The following is a 13,817-nucleotide window of genomic DNA, read 5'->3' as shown; positions in this document are numbered from 1 at the left end:
TAGCGTCCGTCCGGTCGCCTGGCCCGAGCCGGTGGCGCACCAACCACGAGCTGGGGAGCACCAAATTGAGTGAGTTGAATGGGTCCTCCATTCTGGTCACCGGCGGGACGGGGTCCTTCGGGAAGACGTTCCTCCGGCACGTCCTCGACGTGGCCGACCCGGCCCGGGTGGTGGTGTTCTCCCGCGACGAACTCAAGCAGTACGAGCTGCGCCAGCAACTCGGTGACGATCCCCGACTGCGCTGGTTCATCGGTGACATCCGGGACCGGCACCGGCTCACCCGGGCCATGCACGGGGTGGACCACGTGGTGCACGCCGCCGCCCTCAAGCAGGTGGACACCGCCGAGTACAACCCGTCGGAGTTCATCGCCACCAACATCACCGGCTCGCAGCACGTGGTCGACGCGGCCATCGAGGCCGGCGTCAAGAAGGTCATCGCGCTCTCCACCGACAAGGCGTCCAGCCCGATCAACCTGTACGGCGCGACCAAGCTCGTCGGCGACAAGCTCTTCGTCTCGGCGAACCACTACGCCGCCCAGCACCCCACCCGGTTCGCCGTGGTCCGCTACGGCAACGTGGTGGGCAGCCGGGGCTCGGTGGTGCCGCTGTTCCGGCGGCTCGCCGACGAGGGCAAGAGCCTGCCGATCACCGACAAGCGGATGACCCGGTTCTGGATCACCCTGGACCAGGCCGTGCAGTTCGTCCTGGACAGCTTCGACCAGATGCAGGGCGGCGAGCTGTTCGTGCCGCGCATCCCCAGCATGCGCATCCTCGACCTGGTCGAGGCGGTCGCCCCGGCGGCCACCACGCACGAGATCGGTATCCGGCCGGGCGAGAAGCTGCACGAGGAGATGATCGCCCCGGACGACAGCCGCCGGACGCTGCGCGCCAAGGACCGCTTCATCGTCCAGCCGACGATCGCCACCTGGGGTTACCGGCCGCCGGTCGACTGCGAGCCGGTGCCGGACGGCTTCGCCTACCAGTCCGACGGCAACGACGAGTGGTTGAGCGTCCGACAGCTGCGCGACATGCTGGGCATCACGGCGTGACGGCGATGCTCCCGTACGGCCGGCAGTCGGTGACCGACGACGACGTCGCCGCCGTGGTCGCCACCCTGCGCAGCGACTGGCTCACCACCGGCCCGCAGGTCGACGCGTTCGAGGCGGACCTGGCGGGCTGGACCGGCGGGGCCGGCTGCGCGGCGGTCGCCAACGGCACGGCGGCGCTGCACGTGGCGTACGCGGCGGCCAGGGTGGGGCCCGGCGACGAGGTGGTGGTGCCGCCGATGACGTTCGTGGCGACCGCCAGCAGCGCGGTCGCCCTCGGCGCGCGGATCGTCTTCGCCGACGTCGAGGAGGAGACGTTCACCCTGGACCCGGCGGCGGCAGCCGCCGCGACCACCGCCCGGACGAAGGTCGTCGCGGCCGTCGACTACGCCGGCCACCCGGCCGACTACGACGCCCTGCGCACCGCCCTGGCCGGCACCGACGCGCTGCTGCTGGCCGACGCGGCGCACTCCATCGGGGCCACCTACCGGGGTCGGCCGGTCGGGTCGCTGGCCGACCTGACCACCTTCTCGTTCTTTCCCACCAAGAACCTCACCACCGCCGAGGGCGGCGCGGTCGCCAGCCTCGACCCGGAGCTGCTGACGCGGGCCCGCCGGTTCCGCAACATCGGGCTGGTCCGGGAGCGCGCCGAACTGCGCGCGCCGGACGAGGGCGGCTGGCACCAGGAGGTGCACGAATTCGGGTTGAACTACCGGCTGCCGGACGTGCTCTGCGCGCTGGGCCGCAGCCAACTGCGCCGGCTCGGTGACTTCCTCGCCGCCCGCGCGCGGCTGGTGGCCCGCTACGACGAGGCGCTGGCCGACCTGCCCGGGGTGCTGACCCCGGCCCGCCGGTCGTGGGCCGCCCCTGCCTGGCACCTCTACCCGGTCCGGGTCCTCGACGGCCGCCGCCGCGAGGTGTACGACCGGATGCGGGCCGCCGGCATCGGCGTACAGGTCAACTACCTGCCGGTGCACTGGCACCCGGCCTTCGTCGACCTGGGCTACCGGCGCGGGTCCTGCCCGGTGGCCGAGTCGTTCTACGGTCAGCAGCTCTCGCTGCCGTTGTATCCGGGCCTCACCGACACCGACCAGGACCGGGTGATCGACGCGCTCGGCGCGGCGCTGCGCGGCGTCACCGCGCCCACCGCCGCCTGACCGGGGGAACCGATGCACCACGCGAACCACTTCTACGGGCACGCCCACGTGCTGGCCCGCTACTGCGGGCTGGGCGACGGCCACCCGCCCCGGATCAACGGGTACGTCCAGCACGGCTGGAACATCGGCGACGGGCTCGCCCCCGGTCACCCGTACGCCGAGCGCACCCCCAGCCTGCTGTGGTCGGAGCAGACCCGGCGGCGGGCCTGGTCGGTGGGGCGGCGCAACGTGGTGGTCACCGGCGCGCCCTTCGCGTACCTGCTCGACCTGCGCCGCGACGACCCGCCGCCGGCAGCCCGGGAGGGCACCATCTGGTACCCCTTCCACGGCTGGGAGGGCCAGCACGTCAAGGGCGACCACAAGGAGCTGATCGCCCGGATCCGGGACACCGAACCCGGCCCGGTCACCGTCTGCCTCTACTGGCACGAGTACGGCATGCGCCGGGTCCGGCGGCTCTACGAGAACGCCGGCTTCCGGGTGATCTGCCACGGTTACCGGGGGCACTGGTGGCGCGACACCGACCCGCTCTTCCTGGACAAGCAGCTCACCGAGCTGCGCCGACACGCCCGGGTGGCGTCCAACCGGCTGACCAGCGCCATCTTCTACGGCATCGCCGCCGGTTGCGAGCCCGCCGTCTACGGCGACCCGATGATCCTGGCCAAGGAGGACCCCACCTTCGGCGGCACCGCCCGGATCCGCCGGCAGTGGCCGCAGTTGCACGGCGAGTCGGTGGACCTGCCGACCGCCGTCGGGATCGCCCGCGCCGAACTGGGCACCGACCACCGCTGCACCCCGGCCGAGCTGCGTGAACTGCTCGGCTGGGCGCATCCCGCAGGAGGCACGAGTTGACCACTGGAACCACCGCCCCCGTCGCCCTGCCCGGTGGGGAGATGCTGGCCTGGTCCGACCTGCCGGAGCAGCGGCTGGCCGACGGCGGGCCGCTCGGTGCGCTGGCCGCCCGGGTCGTACCGGCCGGGGCGCGGGTGCTGCTGGCCGGGCCGCACGATCCGGCGTTGCTGGACCGGCTCGCCCACGCCGAGGTGACCTGCCTGCTGCGCAGCCACCCCGACGCGGTGGCGTTGACCGACCGGGCCGCCCGGGTGATCGTCGGCGGGCCGGCCGGCCTCGACCCGGCCGACACCTTCGACGTGGTGCTGGCCGGGGCGGGACTGGACGCCGTCGAGTCGGTGGAGGGCGACCGGCTGGGCTGGACGGGGGTGCTGGCCCGGCTGGCCGCCGCGCTGCGCCCCGGCGGCACGCTGCTGCTGCGGCTGGACAATCCGCTGGGGGTGTCCCGACTGGTCGCCACCTCCCCCTGGTACGCCGACCGGGCCGACGCGGCGTGGAGCATCGGCGGGGTGCTGGACGCCGGCCGCCCGGTCAACCGGGAGCAACTGCGTGCCCGGCTCGCCGAGGTGGGGCTGACCGCCGAGGCCGGCTACGCCGCGTACCCCGATCCGGGTGCCGCGACGGCGCTGGTCGGCACCGACGCGCTGGACCGGTCGCCCACCTCGGGGTTGCTCGACGCGGTGCTGCACGGGGCCTGCGCCGGCGGTTTCGTCGGTGGCGCGGTGCTCCAGGACCCGGCCCGGCTGGCGGTCGACGCGCTGCACGCCGGGCTCGGCGCGACGCTCGCCCCCGGCTGGCTGACGCTGGCCCGACGCCCCGGACCCGACGCGCCCGTCGACCCGCCACTGCCGGTGGTGCTGGTGCAGACCGGACCGCCCGGGGTCGGGGTGGTCGAGGTGACCGACGGGCCGGCCGGCTGGCACTGGGCGGTCACCGGCGGCGGGGCCACCCGGGTCCGGCCGGCGCCCTTCGCCAGCCGGGAGGCGGCCCACCGGGACCCGGCCGCGCTCACCGGGCCGGTGCCGCCGGGGCGGCTGCTGCGTACCCTGCTGCTCGACGCCTGCCTGCGCCGGGACCTGGACGCCCTGCGCCGGCTGCTGGGCGGCTACGCGGGTTGGCTCGCCGGGCAGGCCGGCCCGGACGGGCGGCTGACCGACGCCAGCGCGCTGGCCGACGCGGACAACGTGGTCGTCGACGGGGACTCCTTCGCGGTGCTCGACCCGAGCTGGCGGGCCACCGGGCCGCTGCCCCTCGAGGTGGTGCTGGCCCGGGGGCTGTGGCGGTTCGCGGTCACCCTGCTCACCGGCGGATACGCCCATCCGTGGCCGGCCACCCTGGGCGTCGCCGGGTTGACCGTGGTCCTCGGCGGGGTAGCCGGGCACGACCTGGACCGGGCCACCGTCGACACGGCCGTGGAGACCGAGGCGGCGGTCGCCGCCGCCCTGCGCGGCCTGGACGCCGACGGACGGGGGGCGCTCGCCACCGAACTCCGCGCGGTCACCCCCACCGACCCGCCCGCCGGGCCGCGCAGCTACCAGCAGATGCGCGAGGCCTGGGTACGCCAGCGGGAGGAACTGACCCGGCTCGCCGCCCTGCTGAAGTGGACCGAGGAGCTGCTCACCTCCCGGGAACGGGCGCTGCGCCGGGCCGACGCCACGATCAACCTGCTCAGCGGCTCGCTCAGCTACCGGGTGGGCCGGCTCGCCATCACGCCCGCCCGGCTGGCCAAGCGGGGCGCCCGGGCGGCCAAGCGACGGGCCCGCGAGGCGCTCGGCCCGAAGCCGCCGGAGGAACAGCAGTGACCAGCCCGGACACCCCGCCGACGGGCCGACCCGGCAGCGTGGCCGCTCCGGCGACAGGCCGACCCGGGAGCGCCGACACGCCGGCGACGGGCCGCCCCGGCAGTGCCGGCACCCCCACGACGGGCCGGCCCGGGCAGGCCGACGCCCCCGGGCGGGGTGCGGTCGTACCACCCGGCTCCGATCTCAGGATCGTCGGGATCGTGCAGGCCCGGATGGGCTCGTCCCGGCTGCCCGGCAAGGTGCTGCGTCCGCTGGCCGGGCGCAGCGTCCTCGGCCGGGTGGTCCGGGCCGCCCGGGACAGCGGGGTCCTCGCCGACCTGGTGGTCGCCACCAGCATCGACCCGGTCGACGACGCGGTGGTCACCGAGTGCGCGCGGCTCGACGTGCCCGTGCACCGGGGGCCGGTGGACGACGTGCTGAGCCGGTTCGTCGGCGCGCTCGACGCCCATCCCGGCGACGCCGTCATGCGGTTCACCGCGGACTGCCCGCTGCTCGATCCGGAGATCGTCAGCCTGGTGGCGGCGGTATACCGGGCGGTCCCCGGGCTCGACTACGCCAGCACCTCGATCGCCCGTACCCTGCCCCGGGGGCTGGACGTGGAGATCATCCGGGCGGACGCGCTGCGTACCCTGGACCGGCTCGCCACCGGCCACCACCGGGTGCACGTCACCTCGTACGCGTACACCCGGCCGGAGCTGTTCCGGGTGCTCGGGGTGACCCTCGCCCCGGACCGGTCCGGGCTGCGGCTCACCCTCGACACCGACCAGGACTGGGCGCTGGTCAGCGCGGTCGTCGACCACTTCGGCGACGTCAGCGTGCCGCTGGCGAAACTCGCCGACTGGCTGGACGGGCGGCCCGACCTGCGTACCCTCAACTCCTCGGTACGCCAGAAGCGGCTGGAGGAATCCTGAACCCACCACGGATCGGGCTGCGCTGCGACGCCGGCCCGCGTACCGGCGTCGGGCACCTGGTCCGCTGCCTGGCCCTCGGCGAGGAGTTCCTGGCCCGGGGTGCCCGGGTCGAGTTGTTCGGCACGGTGCACCGGGTCGGCTGGGCCGCCGCCCAGCTGGCCGCGCGCGGCATCCCGGTCCACCCCGGTCCGGACACCCCCGCCGGGCTGGTCGAGGCGGCCCACCGGCACGCCCTGGACGCGCTGGTGCTCGACTCGTACGAGTTGGACCCGGCGGGTGCCGGGGCGCTGCGCGCGGCCGGCGTGGTCACCCTGGCCATCGTCGACGGCGACACCCGGGGCCAGGACGCCGACCTCTACCTGGACCAGAACTTCGGCGCGGACACCGCCGACGCGCATCCCGCCGAGCGCGCACCCGGCGACGGCGCACCCGGCGACGGGCGGATGCTGGCCGGGGTCCGGTACGCGCTGCTGCGTGACGCGGTGACCGCCGCCCGGCCGGCCGCCCCACCGCCGGCCGGGCCGACGGACCGGCCCCGGGTGCTGGCCTTCTTCGGCGGCACCGACGCGGTCGGCGCGGCCCCGGTGCTGACCCGGGTGCTGCTCGGCACCGGCCACCCGATGGAGGTGACCGTGGTCGTCGGCCGGCCGGAGATCGAGGCCGAGCTGACGCAGGTCGCCACCGGGCGGGGACAGTCGCTGCACCTCGTCGCGCCGACCGACGCCCTGCCCACGCTGATCGGCGCGGCCGACCTGGTGGTGAGCGCCGCCGGCACCTCCACCTGGGAGCTGTGCTGTCTGGGTGCGCCGGCCGCGCTGGTCTGCGTGGTGGACAACCAGCGCGACTCGTACCGTCGGGTGGTGGCGCACCGGCTCGCCGCCGGCCTCGGTGAGCTGCCGGACCTGGTCGCGTCGGGGCTGGCCGGCCGGGCCGCGCGGGCCGAGGCGGGGCGGACGCTGCGCGCGCTGCTCGCGTCCCCGCAGCGACGGGCGGCGCTCGCGGCCCGCGCCTGGGCCACCGTCGACGGGCACGGCCGGGCCCGGGTCGCCGACGCGCTCCTCACCCGGATCGCCGATCGTACGGGTGTACTAAAACCCTGATAGGGTGCCGGGCATGTCGCAGGCCGCCTACCAGCCGTCGATGCTCGACCTCGCCGATGCCGGCCCGACGCTGACCCCGCTGGCCGGGCTGCGCCGCCGGGTGCTCACCCGGGGCGCGTGGGTCGACCACCTGCCCGGCTGGGTGCACGGCTCCGACGCCGTCCTCGACGCCCTGCGCACCGGGGTGCCCTGGCGGGCCGAGCGCCGCACCATGTACAACACGCAGGTCGACGTCCCCCGCCTGCTCTGCTGGTACGGCGACGGTCGCCCCCTGCCACATCCGCTGCTCACCGCCGCCCGCACGGCGCTGACCCGGCACTACGCGGCCGAGCTGGGTGAGCCCTTCGTCACCGCCGGCATGTGCCTCTACCGCGACGGGCGCGACAGCGTCGCCTGGCACGGCGACACCATCGGCCGCTCCGCGCACGCCGACACGATGGTGGCGATCGTGTCCTTCGGGGCACCCCGCCCGCTGCTGCTGCGCCCCCGGGGCGGTGGCGGGACGCTGCGCTTCCCGCTGGGCCACGGTGACCTGGTGGTGATGGGCGGCTCCTGCCAGCGCACCTGGGAGCACGCCGTCCCCAAGACCACCCGCCCGGTCGGCCCCCGGGTCAGCGTCCAGTTCCGCCCGGTCGACGTCGCCTGACGCCGACCGGGCGGCCGACCGCCAGCCGCCGGGGCGGCCGTCAGTCGCGTTCGATGAGGTGACCGACGACGGTCGGGCCGAGCATGACGGCGAAGCCGGAACCATCGCGGCGCGGATCGGCCGGTGGCAACTCCACCGGATCACCGGTCACCGTCGCCCCGACCGGCCGCGCGCCGATCCAGGCCACCACCAGGTCCGTCTCGCCCTTGAGGAAGCGTTGCGCCCGCACCCCGCCGGTCGCCCTCCCCTTCGGCGGGTACGACGCGAACGGCGTCACCTTGACCGTGGCCCCGGTGGAGGTGACCACCATCGGCTCCCCGTGCGCGTCGTCGTCGGTGCGGATCGCGCCGAAGAACACCACCCGGGCACCCGCCGGCAGGTTGATCCCGGCCATTCCACCACCCTTGGGCCCCTGCGGGCGGATCAGCGTGGCGGCGAACCGCAGCAGGGCCGCCTCGCTGCTGACGAACACCAGCGTCTCGGTGTCGTCGGTCAGCCAGGTCGCCCCCACCACCTCGTCGCCCGTCCGCAACGAGATCACCTCGAACTCGTCCGAGCGGACCGGCCACTCCGGGGCGCAGACCTTGACCACCCCCTGCCGGGTGCCCAGCGCCAACCCCGGGGAGCCCTGCGCGGTCGGGCCGAGCGGCGCCAGCCCGATCACCGTCTCCCCCGCCTCCAACGGGACCAGCTCGGCGGCGGCCATGCCACCCCGCAGCGACACCGTGCCGGCCTGTTCGGGCAGCACCGGCAGCGGCAACACGTCGACCTTGAAGGCCCGGCCGGCGCTGGTGACCAGGAGCACCCGTCCCCGGGCGGTGGTGTGCGCGACCGCGCGTACCGTGTCGTGCTTGACCCGGCCGTTGCGCCGCCGCCCCTCGGACGCCTCCTCCGACTCGGCTGCGGTGCGGGCGACCAGCCCGGTAGCGGAGAGGATCACCTGGCACGGGTCGTCGGCCACCTCCAGCGGGCCGGCCGGCGCGGACGCGGCGAGCACCTCCTTGAGGTCCCCGTCGACCAGGGTGGTACGCCGTGGCGCGGCGAACTGCTTGACCACCGCGGCCAGCTCGTCGGAGACGACCTTCCGGAGCACCTTCGGATCGTCGAGGATCTTGGACAGCGCGGCGATCTCCCCGCGCAGCTTCTCCTGCTCGGCCTCCAGCTCGATCCGGTCGTACTTCGTCAGCCGGCGCAGTGGGGTGTCCAGGATGTAGGTCGCCTGGATCTCGGAGAGCCTGAACTTCTGCATCAGGCCGTCCTTGGCGGCCTGGGCGTCGTCGCTGGCCCGGATCAGCTTGACCACCCGGTCGATGTCGAGCAGGGCGATCAGCAGGCCGTCGACCAGGTGCAGCCGCTCCTCCCGCTTGCGCCGGCGGTATGCGCTGCGCCGGGTCACCACCTCGTAGCGGTGGGCCAGGAAGACCTCCAGCAACGCCTTCAGCCCGAGGGTGCGCGGCTGGCCGTCGACCAGCACCAGGTTGTTGATGCCGAAGGACTGCTCCAGCGGGGTGAGCCGGTAGAGGTCGGCCAGCAACGCCTGCGGGTTGACCCCGACCTTGCACTCGACGACCAGCCGGGTCCCGCTCTCCCGGTCGGTGAGGTCCTTGACGTCGGCGATCCCGGTGAGCCGCTTGGTCTTGTTGACCTCGTTGGTGATCGCCGCGATGACCTTCTCCGCGCCGACGCCGTACGGCAGCTCGACCACGGTGATCGCCTGCCGGCCCCGGCTGCCCTCCAACGGGCCGATCTCCACCCGGCCGCGCATCCGCACCACGCCGCGCCCGGTCTCGTACGCCCGGCGCACCTCGTCCAGGCCGAGCAGCAGACCGCCGGTGGGCAGGTCGGGGCCGGGGACGAACTCCATCAGCTTGTCGAGGTCGGCGTCCGGGTGGTTGATCAGCCAACGGGCGGCGGTGACCACCTCGCCGAGGTGGTGCGGGATCATGTTGGTGGCCATCCCGACCGCGATCCCGGACGCGCCGTTGACCAGCAGGTTGGGGAAGGCGGCGGGCAGCACGGTGGGCTGGGTCAGCGAGCCGTCGTAGTTGGGCTCGACGTCGACGGTGTCCTCGCCCAGCTCGCCGACGAGCAGCATCGCCTCCCGGGACAGCCGGGCCTCGGTGTAACGCGCCGCTGCCGGGCCGTCGTCGGGGCTACCAAAATTCCCATGCCCGTCGATGAGTGGCGCGTTGAGCGAGAAGTCCTGGGCGAGCCGGACCATCGCGTCATAGATCGCGGTGTCGCCGTGCGGGTGGTACTTGCCCATAACGTCGCCGACGATCCGGGCCGACTTCACGTGCCCCCGGTCGGGGCGGTGGCCCTGCTCGTGCATCGACCACAGGATGCGGCGGTGCACCGGCTTCAAACCGTCGCGGGCGTCGGGCAGGGCGCGGGAGTGGATGACCGAGAAGGCGTACTCCAGGTAGGAGTCGGAGACCTCGGTGACCAGCGGGTTGTCGAAGACCCGAGCGCCGGCCTGGTCGAAGGCGGACAGGTCCGCCTTGGCGCGGTCGTCCTTACGGCGTGCCATCGTTCAGCTCTCTTCCGGGGGTGCGGCGGCCACGGTGCTGGTCATGCGTCGATCGCGTCCCGGTCGACCCGGTCGGAGGAGTCGATCAGCCAGTTGCGGCGCGGTTCGACCTTTTCGCCCATCAGCAGTTCGAGGATGCGCTCGGCGGCGTCGACGTCGTCGAGGGTGATCCGGCGGACCGCCCGGGTGGCCGGGTTCATCGTGGTGTCCCACAATTCGTCGGCGTCCATCTCACCGAGGCCCTTGAAGCGCGGGATCGGGGTGACGATCTGTTTGCCGGCCTTCTCCAGCTTGCGGACCGTCGCCTCCATCTCGGCCTGGGTGTAGGTGTAGGTGGTCTGCGGGCTGCGCCCCTTCGTGGTGATCTTGTGCAGCGGCGGCATCGCGGCGTAGAGCCGGCCGGCCTCGATCAGCGGTCGCATGTAGCGGGCGAAGAGGGTGATCAGCAGGGTCCGGATGTGCGCGCCGTCCACGTCGGCGTCCGCCATGATCAGCACCCGGCCGTAGCGCAGCGAGGACAGGTCGAAGGTACGCCCCGAGCCGGCCCCGAGCACCTGCACGATCGCCGCGCACTCGGCGTTGTCGAGCACCTGCTGGAGGTTGGCCTTCTGCACGTTGAGGATCTTGCCGCGAATCGGCAACAGCGCCTGATATTCCGAGGTACGAGCGACCCGCGCACTGTTGTGGACGAAGACGCCGGCTTCGAGGGCGAAGTTGTGGTAGCCCTCGACCGTCAGGTCGTAGACGTCTGCTGTCTCGTCAAGCGGCTCGACGGACACGACACGGTGATTCACCAGATTGACCGCCTCCCGGAGGCGGGCGTAATCGCCGTCGTAGAGCGCCAGGAGCCGGTCGAACCGGAGCCCCGTGCGTGGGAACCTCAGCCGCTCAGCCTCGTACGCCGCCGCCAGTTCCGCATCCGGCAGCACCAGCAGCGGAGTGAGCCGCTTGAGCGCGGCCCGCCGCCTGCCCTCCTGTTGGCGTCCAACCCGCTCTGCCCTGGGCACGTTGGCGGCGTAGGCCGCCCGACCGGCCTGCGCCTTGGCAAGGTGACCGGTACCCGGGTCTGCCAGTCGCTGCTTCATCAACCGTGAGTGTCGGGCCCCGAATTCAGGGTTTTCCTCGTGCCAGGTCCGGACCGCGTTGCGCTGGCGTTCCCGCTCGGCGGGATCGCTGAATTGTTCGACGGTCTTCCGTGAACGCCGGGCACGCAACTCCGAGTTGTCCCACTGCCGCACCGAACGCGCCCGCCATTCGGAACGACGAGCAGGGTCCGAGAAATAGTTCCGGACGCGCTCCGCAGCGGCCTCGCGGTGCTCGGGCTGTGACCAGTACTGTGCCTGCCGGTCCCGCATCCGGTCGGCATAAGCGGCCTTTTCCTCGTCACCGAGCGCGTCGTACCAGTCCTGAAAGCCCTTGTTCAGCTTGGCCCGAAATTCGGGTGACTCGTTGAGCGCGAACAGCCGGGCGAGGCACGCCTCACGGAATGCGGGATCGCGCCACTGCGCGCTGAGCATGGCCGACTTAAACTCCCGGCCGCCGTTGGCAAACCACTCCCGCCAGCCCGCGTGGACGTGTTCACCCATCATCGCGGCGTGCAGTGCCGAGTGGTCGGCCCAGGTCATCCTTTGGATGTTTCGTGGATCGTTGTTGCGCTTGTTGATGTCGATGTGGTGACGGACGTTGCCGTTGGTCGCGCTGTCACGACCGTGACGAAGATTCCAGGCGTCCGCGAGGTAGTGGGTGTAGACCCACTCCTCCCGGTCGTTCATCCAGATCCGCTCGTACCCGTGCAGCTTGTGCCCCTCGGCCTTACTGGAAATGCTCCGGTACAGGGGCATCAGTGAGTCACCGGGGGTCAGGGCATCGGCCCGTCGGTAGGAACCGTCGCGTAGCCGGAAAAGGTGATCCGGTGTGCAGCGGACCGACGCGCCGTTGTCGAGGTCCACCCGGACGAGCCTGGCAGCGCTCTTGGTGAGGCGTGGCTCCACCAGCGGAGCGACCACCACGCGCCCCGCCTTGTTGGTGGTGTAACCGAAATGGGTCACCCCGCGCTGCCAGTCCGCTGCCAGGTCGGCGAAGGATCGGGCCTCGCCGGAGGCGAGCGCGACCATGGTGTCGCCGGTAAAACACCCCAGGGCGCTGTCCCCCTCCACGATGAACAGCTCACTGCGGTCCACCCCGGTGGCGCGGCAGTCGACCAACTTGGCGGGCATCGACGCGCCCTCCAGGGCGGTCTTGCGCCGGGCGGCGTCCTTCTGTTGCTTCTGGGTCAGCCGCACCCGGGCCGCGTCGACGATCTTCTGGAGCACCGTACGCGCCTCGGCCTTGCTGCGCTTGTCCTCCAGCCACGCCTTGACGTGCTGCTCGACCAGGGTCTGGAGCACCTTGGTGATGCCGGCGGTGGAGAGTTCGTCCTTGGTCTGCGAGGTGAACTGCGGCTCCGGGATGCGCACGTGCAGCACCGCCGTCATCCCCTCCAGGACGTCGTCCAGGGTGGGCGGGTCCTCCTTGGGCTTGAGCAGCCCCCGGGTGGTGCGGACGGCATCGGCCAGGGTCCGGGTCAGCGCCCGTTCGAAGCCCTTGCGGTGGGTGCCGCCGTGCGCGTTGCGGATGGTGTTGGTGAAGCACTCGACGGTGCGTTCGTAGCCCGTGCCCCACCGGAACGCGATCTCGACCTCGGCCCGGCGCTGCACGTTGGACTGCATCACGCCGTTGGCGTCGGCGGCGTTCTCCCGGTAGGTCCCCTCGCCGGTGACCAGCAGGGTGCCGGAGACCGGCCGGTCACCGGCCGGGGCCAGGAACTCCACCATGTCGGTGAGCCCGTTGGGGAAGTGGAAGCGCTCCTCGACCGACTCCTCGGCGGTCTCGTCGCGCAGCCGGTAGTCGACCCCGGGGACCAGGAAGGCGGTGTTGCGCAGCTTCATCCGGACGGCGTCGACGTCCAGCCGGGCGCCGGTCTCGAAGTAACGGGCGTCGTGCCAGTAACGGATCGAGGTGCCGGTGCGCTGGCCGCGCTTCATCGTCCCGACGACCTGGAGGCCGGGGCCGGGGGTGAACGGGGCGTCCGGACCCTCGCCGGTGAAGACGCCGGGCACGCCGTGCCGGAAGGACATCGCGTGCACCTTGCCGGCGCGCCGGACGGTCACGTCGAACCGGCGCGACAGCGCGTTGACCGCGGAGGCGCCCACGCCGTGCAGGCCGCCCGAGGTCTTGTAGCCGGAGCCGCCGAACTTGCCACCGGCGTGCAGCCGGGTGAGCACCAGCTCGACCCCGGAGATGCCGGACTTGGCGTGCACGTCGGTCGGGATGCCCCGGCCGTCGTCGTCGACCTGCACCGAGCCGTCGGCGTGCAGGATCACCTCGACCGCGCCGGCGTGGCCGGCGACACCCTCGTCGGTGGAGTTGTCGAGAATCTCGTTGACGAGGTGACCCACGCCACGACTGTCGGTGGAGCCGATGTACATGCCGGGACGCTTGCGGACGGCGTCCAGGCCCTCCAGGTGGGTGAGGTCGTCTGCCCCGTAGAGGGTCTCAGGCTGTGCGGTCAACTGGTCGTACTCCCCGGTCTCGGCGGTGTGGTGCCGCTCACCGTCTCGATCTCCACGCGCGGCGTGCCGCAGCGAGCGTAGCCGTACGTCCCGACAGTGGCGTGCAGCCCCACGTCGGACTGCGGTTGCGCGTCTGCCGGGGACAACACCGCCGGCCTCCGGGGCCTTCCCCGGACCGGTTGCACGCGGGGTCGGAAACGACCGTTTCCGCCATTCGACGATCGT

General features: G+C 72.9%; 8 protein-coding genes and 3 pseudogenes. 7 read left to right on the top strand and 4 right to left on the bottom strand.

Features of this window, described 5'->3' with window-relative positions:
• Window positions 1-65 precede the first annotated feature (65 nt).
• The 7 genes from pseB (at window position 66) to ACQP1S_RS09800 (ending at window position 7,511) form a co-directional block, all read left to right on the top strand.
• Window positions 66-1,049, top strand: a complete 984-nt coding sequence (gene pseB, locus ACQP1S_RS09830) for a UDP-N-acetylglucosamine 4,6-dehydratase (inverting) (RefSeq protein ID WP_357784115.1) — start codon at window positions 66-68, stop codon at window positions 1,047-1,049.
• Window positions 1,046-2,203, top strand: coding sequence for a DegT/DnrJ/EryC1/StrS family aminotransferase (locus ACQP1S_RS09825; RefSeq protein ID WP_432905441.1), 1,158 nt, complete (start codon window positions 1,046-1,048; stop codon window positions 2,201-2,203). Before pseB ends, ACQP1S_RS09825 begins: the two co-directional genes overlap by 4 nt.
• A 12-nt stretch (window positions 2,204-2,215) precedes the next feature.
• Window positions 2,216-3,052, top strand: coding sequence for a hypothetical protein (locus ACQP1S_RS09820; protein ID WP_432905438.1), 837 nt, complete (start codon window positions 2,216-2,218; stop codon window positions 3,050-3,052).
• Window positions 3,049-4,854, top strand: a complete 1,806-nt coding sequence (locus tag ACQP1S_RS09815; RefSeq protein WP_432905435.1) for a class I SAM-dependent methyltransferase — start codon at window positions 3,049-3,051, stop codon at window positions 4,852-4,854. The genes ACQP1S_RS09820 and ACQP1S_RS09815 overlap by 4 nt, the downstream gene beginning before the upstream one ends.
• Window positions 4,855-5,066: 212 nt before the next feature.
• Window positions 5,067-5,765: a cytidylyltransferase domain-containing protein gene (locus ACQP1S_RS09810; protein ID WP_432907934.1), complete on the top strand. Its 699-nt coding sequence runs from the start codon at window positions 5,067-5,069 to the stop codon at window positions 5,763-5,765.
• On the top strand, window positions 5,762-6,865 hold the full coding sequence (locus ACQP1S_RS09805; RefSeq protein ID WP_432907931.1) for a PseG/SpsG family protein: 1,104 nt from the start codon (window positions 5,762-5,764) through the stop codon (window positions 6,863-6,865). Before ACQP1S_RS09810 ends, ACQP1S_RS09805 begins: the two co-directional genes overlap by 4 nt.
• Before the next feature lie 13 nt (window positions 6,866-6,878).
• A complete protein-coding gene (locus ACQP1S_RS09800; RefSeq protein ID WP_432905432.1) occupies window positions 6,879-7,511 on the top strand; it encodes an alpha-ketoglutarate-dependent dioxygenase AlkB in 633 nt (210 codons plus the stop codon).
• A 40-nt stretch (window positions 7,512-7,551) separates the two neighbouring features.
• On the opposite strand, the gene ACQP1S_RS09795 is transcribed toward ACQP1S_RS09800, so the two are convergent.
• The 4 genes and pseudogenes from ACQP1S_RS09795 to ACQP1S_RS09780 all read right to left on the bottom strand — a co-directional run.
• Entirely contained in the window at window positions 7,552-10,041 is a 2,490-nt protein-coding gene (locus ACQP1S_RS09795) for a DNA gyrase/topoisomerase IV subunit A (RefSeq protein ID WP_091246799.1), read from the bottom strand.
• Window positions 10,042-10,082: 41 nt separating this feature from the next.
• Window positions 10,083-10,721, bottom strand: a pseudogene (locus ACQP1S_RS09790) (toprim domain-containing protein); the annotation flags it as partial.
• A 30-nt stretch (window positions 10,722-10,751) separates the two neighbouring features.
• Window positions 10,752-12,113 (bottom strand): annotated as a pseudogene (locus tag ACQP1S_RS09785) (ATP-binding protein); the annotation flags it as partial.
• Between the two features lie 60 nt (window positions 12,114-12,173).
• Window positions 12,174-13,689: pseudogene (locus ACQP1S_RS09780) on the bottom strand (ATP-binding protein); the annotation flags it as partial.
• Between the last annotated feature and the right edge of the window lie 128 nt (window positions 13,690-13,817).

Source organism: Micromonospora matsumotoense (assembly GCF_050951065.1).
GTDB classification, from domain to species: Bacteria; Actinomycetota; Actinomycetes; order Mycobacteriales; family Micromonosporaceae; genus Micromonospora; species Micromonospora matsumotoensis.
The sequence above is the reverse complement of the archived record's forward strand: the minus strand, read 5'-3'. Positions and strand labels throughout refer to the sequence as shown.

Bases quoted from the DNA above. Each gene is read 5' to 3' on its own strand.
- ACQP1S_RS09820 (WP_432905438.1), top strand. From the start codon at position 2,216: ATGCACCACGCGAACCACTTCTACGGGCACGCCCACGTGCTGGCCCGC.
- ACQP1S_RS09810 (WP_432907934.1), top strand. From the start codon at position 5,067: ATGGGCTCGTCCCGGCTGCCCGGCAAGGTGCTGCGTCCGCTGGCCGGG.
- ACQP1S_RS09800 (WP_432905432.1), top strand. From the start codon at position 6,879: ATGTCGCAGGCCGCCTACCAGCCGTCGATGCTCGACCTCGCCGATGCC.
- ACQP1S_RS09795 (WP_091246799.1), bottom strand. From the start codon at position 10,041: ATGGCACGCCGTAAGGACGACCGCGCCAAGGCGGACCTGTCCGCCTTC.